The sequence below is a fragment of the Desulfofundulus sp. genome (assembly GCF_049701015.1).
GTDB lineage: Bacteria > Bacillota > Desulfotomaculia > Desulfotomaculales > Desulfovirgulaceae > Desulfofundulus.
Genome location: NZ_JBNATZ010000095.1, coordinates 1 through 3,832, shown reverse-complemented (window position 1 = coordinate 3,832; position 3,832 = coordinate 1). Strand labels below are relative to the sequence as shown.

General features: G+C 51.0%; 4 protein-coding genes and 1 pseudogene. 3 read left to right on the top strand and 2 right to left on the bottom strand.

Annotated elements, in window-relative coordinates; genetic code table 11:
* Positions 1-122: 122 nt before the first annotated feature.
* The 3 genes from csrA to ACPLUI_RS07510 all read left to right on the top strand — a co-directional run bounded on the left by csrA (position 123) and on the right by ACPLUI_RS07510 (position 3,434).
* Positions 123-371, top strand: coding sequence for a carbon storage regulator CsrA (gene csrA / locus ACPLUI_RS07520; protein WP_424659651.1), 249 nt, complete (start codon positions 123-125; stop codon positions 369-371).
* 334 nt (positions 372-705) lie between these two features.
* Positions 706-1,968, top strand: a complete 1,263-nt coding sequence (locus ACPLUI_RS07515) for a flagellin (RefSeq protein ID WP_424659650.1) — start codon at positions 706-708, stop codon at positions 1,966-1,968.
* A 533-nt stretch (positions 1,969-2,501) separates the two neighbouring features.
* Complete coding sequence (locus ACPLUI_RS07510) at positions 2,502-3,434, top strand: endonuclease (protein WP_424659649.1); 933 nt, start codon at positions 2,502-2,504, stop codon at positions 3,432-3,434.
* Between the two features lie 35 nt (positions 3,435-3,469).
* Here the strand turns inward: ACPLUI_RS07510 and ACPLUI_RS07505 are convergent.
* Together ACPLUI_RS07505 and ACPLUI_RS07500 are read right to left on the bottom strand one after the other, a co-directional pair.
* Positions 3,470-3,592: pseudogene (locus ACPLUI_RS07505) on the bottom strand (hypothetical protein); the annotation flags it as partial.
* Positions 3,593-3,642: 50 nt separating this feature from the next.
* A partial coding sequence (locus ACPLUI_RS07500; protein WP_424659648.1) for a hypothetical protein occupies positions 3,643-3,832 on the bottom strand: 190 nt, incomplete at its 5' end.

Sequence of the window (3,832 nt, the reverse complement as noted above, 5' to 3'; positions counted from 1 at the left end):
CCAACCGCCACCGGCCCCAGCAGGATCCCCAGCCACGGTACCTTTCCGGAACCAGGCCCGAATCCCCGCCGGGCGATGCCGGGACAGGTGAAGGGGTAGACCCCGCCGGGGAGGGGAAATAAATGCTGGTGCTCACCAGGAAGAAGGGCCAGTCCCTGGTCATCGGGCGGGACATCCGCGTCGTGGTGGTGGAGGTCACCGGCGACTTCGTGCGCCTGGGCATCGAGGCACCGCCGGAAGTAGCCGTCTACCGGGACGAAATCTACAGGGACGTTCAGGAGGAAAACCGCACCGCCCTGGTCACCAGGGACTTGGCGGTAAGGTTAAGAGCGCAGGTGGAAAACAAAAACGAAAAAGCCGCCCGCAAGTAGCACCTGCTACGGAATCGGCAGCTTATTTATTGAAGCCCATCAGAATGCCTTGCTTAAAAAAGGCCGGGCCGCAGCCCATTTTCCGCGGAAACGGCCGCCAGAGGGTTGTAATTGGCAGCCGGGAGTGGCTTAAAAGGAAAGTCAGCCCGCTTTCTTGCCGTGCCCGGCGGGGCAGCCCGTTGAAAAGTGCCTTCTTCCGCCCTAAACCTTCTCAAATTCCTTCCGAATTAAGTAACTAGAAGGAACCGGTACCGGGCGGCCGACGGTACCGACGCCTTCGCAAAGCCGCCGCCAGGGAGGGCGGCGAGTAAAAATTCAGGGAGGAATGAGAAGGATGATCATCAATCACAACATCGCGGCGCTGAATACGTACAGGCAGTTGTCGACTAACAACATACTGGCTAACAAGTCGTTGGAGAAACTCTCCTCTGGTTTGCGCATCGTGCGCGCCGGGGACGACGCAGCGGGCCTGGCCATCAGTGAGAAAATGCGGGCGCAGATCCGGGGCCTGAACATGGCCGCCAAGAATGCTCAAGACGGTATTTCTCTCATCCAAACTGCCGAAGGTGCGTTGAACGAGACACACGCCATCCTGCAGCGGATGCGCGAACTGGCCGTCCAGTCCGCCAGCGATACGAATATTGCTACTGACAGGGCAGAGATCCAAAAAGAAGTAGACCAGCTTACACAAGAGCTTGCCCGGATTGGCAACACTACCGAATTCAACACCCAGAAACTCTTAAATGGCACTTTCAAAGGCACCTTCCAGATCGGCGCCAACGAAAACCAGAACCTTTCACTGCAGATTAACGACATGAGAGGATTCGCCCTGGGTGTAGTGGGTGATGTGACCTATACTGCTACTGGAACGGTTACTAATACAAACAGCAGCTTTAGCGATGGTACCTACACGGTGAAATACGATTCAGCAAGTAGTAAATATCAGCTTGTTGACAGCAACGGTTTAGTGATTGCCACAAGTTCGGATGGTAAGACGTATACTGCCACAGCTGACGCCACCAGTACCGATAAGATTGTCTTCAGTGATAAAGTCATCAGCGGCACTATTACCATTGACACGACCAACAGTAAAGCCACTGGTACCGCCACGGTGGACAACAAGCGTCTGGAAGCCGGAACGTACACTTTGGATGCAACAAACAAGAAACTGATGGATTCTACCGGCCAGGTTATAGCCACATCTCAGGACGGGACAAAGTATGTGGATGCGGCCGGAAACGAGCTCTTCACTTTGGGTGCAGCTCCTACTTCGAATATCACGCTTGAAGTAAAAGGAGTCGACGTATCGAGTCAGCAAACGGCTAATACCGCCATTACAACCATCAACAACGCCATCGAGAAAGTATCTGCCGAACGCTCCAAGCTGGGCGCCTACCAGAACCGACTTGAGCACACCATTAATAACCTGGGCACTGCTTCCGAAAACCTTTCTGCCGCCGAGTCCCGCATCCGCGACATTGACATGGCCAAGGAAATGATGGAATACACCAAGCTAAACATCCTGCAGCAGGCCGCTACGGCTATGCTCAGTCAAGCCAACCAGCAGCCTCAGATGGTGCTGCAGTTGCTGCGGTAAGCTAACTAAGAGGTAGGAGCGGGATGATATCGTCATCCTGCTCCTGCTTTTTAATCTTCAGATTGTGTACAAAATAGCTGTGGCTTAAGTTAAGTTTGACCAGCAAAGGATAAGGCCGGGGTAACCTCGTAAAGCCTTGGGGTAGCGAGAGGTGCACAATATGGAATATCGTTATAAGTATGAACCTTTTGACTGCGTCGGCGCTCAAAAACCTTTTAAGTGGATAATGAGGAACCTTAATAAGGGTATTGTTGAAGATTCTGACGGGGAGTGCAATCTTTTCCCTTTCTCTGTGTTCTGTCCAGCACAGGCAGGATGAATCACCAAAATTCTGCAGACAAACCTGCTGCGTTTCGTTCCGAAGGTGCCCCATAAAGAAGAGAAAAGGCTCCGGGATTGAATGCAGAGCAATCTTGCGGCACCGGAACGAAAAAAGGGAGGCTTTATAAGAACCACCAAATGGTGTTTAACGAGTATAGACAACAGCACAAGTTGATACCTTCTGGATTTTTCTTAAAAAGTGGTGAACTTCCTTGGCTTTTGCTTCCCTCTTTGCCGGAAAAATGCTGGGCGACGGGTATATGAACGTAACCCACAGAGCGCCGCGGTTTTGTTTTATTCATGCGCTGGCAGATAAGAGCTACGCCGAGTATTGCTTTCATTTGTTTGCAAACTATCTGCCTTATGGCCCCAACGGGATGCAGGTTAGAAGTAATTTTGACCGCAGAACGCAGAAGAAGTACGTAAGGGTTTTGTGCCAGTCCAGGACTTCTCCCCTTTTGGAAAGATTGTATCCCACCTGGTACAAAAGGCGCAAAATAATCCCCATGGATTGGGTTGCCCAAAATTTAGAAGCGGATGGGCTTGCCATCTGGTTTCAAGATGATGGGAACTTAAAAGAGGGTGGCCGCCGGATAATATTATCCACGGAATCCTATACTCTGGAGGAAAAGTCTTTTCTCAGGTTCCTGCTGCAAAGTAAATTTAATATTTCTGCAAACATCGATGGACAGGGAAGACTGGACATTTCTTCGCGTCTTGAGGTGCGGAAATTTCAGGCACTGGTTGAACCGCTGATGCACGCCAGCATGTTCAGGAAAAGTATGGCTGAACAATGGAGGCAATGGGCAATTCAGTGGCAGGAACTTGCCGGAATTCACCGGGGAACCTGCCGGACATCCATTTATCTGCCCTATGACCTGTATGATCGACTTCGGGGAGAGGGTTATTCCAGTTTATTGAATAATTTGCTGAGCGAATGGATGGACAAACAGTGGGTGGAAAACGTGTGTGATACCGCCAGACGCTACCGCTGGCTGTTAAAACACGAAAAAATCCCAAAGGGTAAATATCTGTTGACGCCGCGATTTCGGCCGGATGTAAAGGGAAGGCTGGATCTGCTCTCCATGGCTACTGGCTTTGAACGCTCGGAACTGGTTATTATAGCGCTGAAACAGAGGTTGTAGCTCCAGGTTCTGGAATGTGGATGCTGTTCTACGTCCATGCTTCTTAAAAGTTCCCGGTGCCAGTCTCCGGCCTTAACCGGCCCACCGTCGATCTGGCGCGAAATGCGCTCGAACATTGATTCCACACCCGTGTAAAAATGATGCAAATAGGCCGCCATGGCCATCAGATCCCGGTCGGGTACGGGACCTGTTCTGGCATTCACTTCCTCTAATAAAGACCGGGCTTTAGTGGCAGTCTGATCAATTCGCGCAAGTCTTCATTTATTTCCGATATCAGGCGTTTTAAGGAGCTATTTTCCTCTCCCTGGCGGTCATATAAGACGATCCCTTCTTTTTGCACCCGTTCCTTTAATGTTTCCACCGGTAACATAAGTTGTGCCAGGCACTTAACTTTTAAC

Excerpts from the sequence above, each read along its gene's own strand:
- ACPLUI_RS07515 (WP_424659650.1), top strand. The coding sequence starts at position 706 with ATGATCATCAATCACAACATCGCGGCGCTGAATACGTACAGGCAGTTG.
- csrA (WP_424659651.1), top strand. The coding sequence starts at position 123 with ATGCTGGTGCTCACCAGGAAGAAGGGCCAGTCCCTGGTCATCGGGCGG.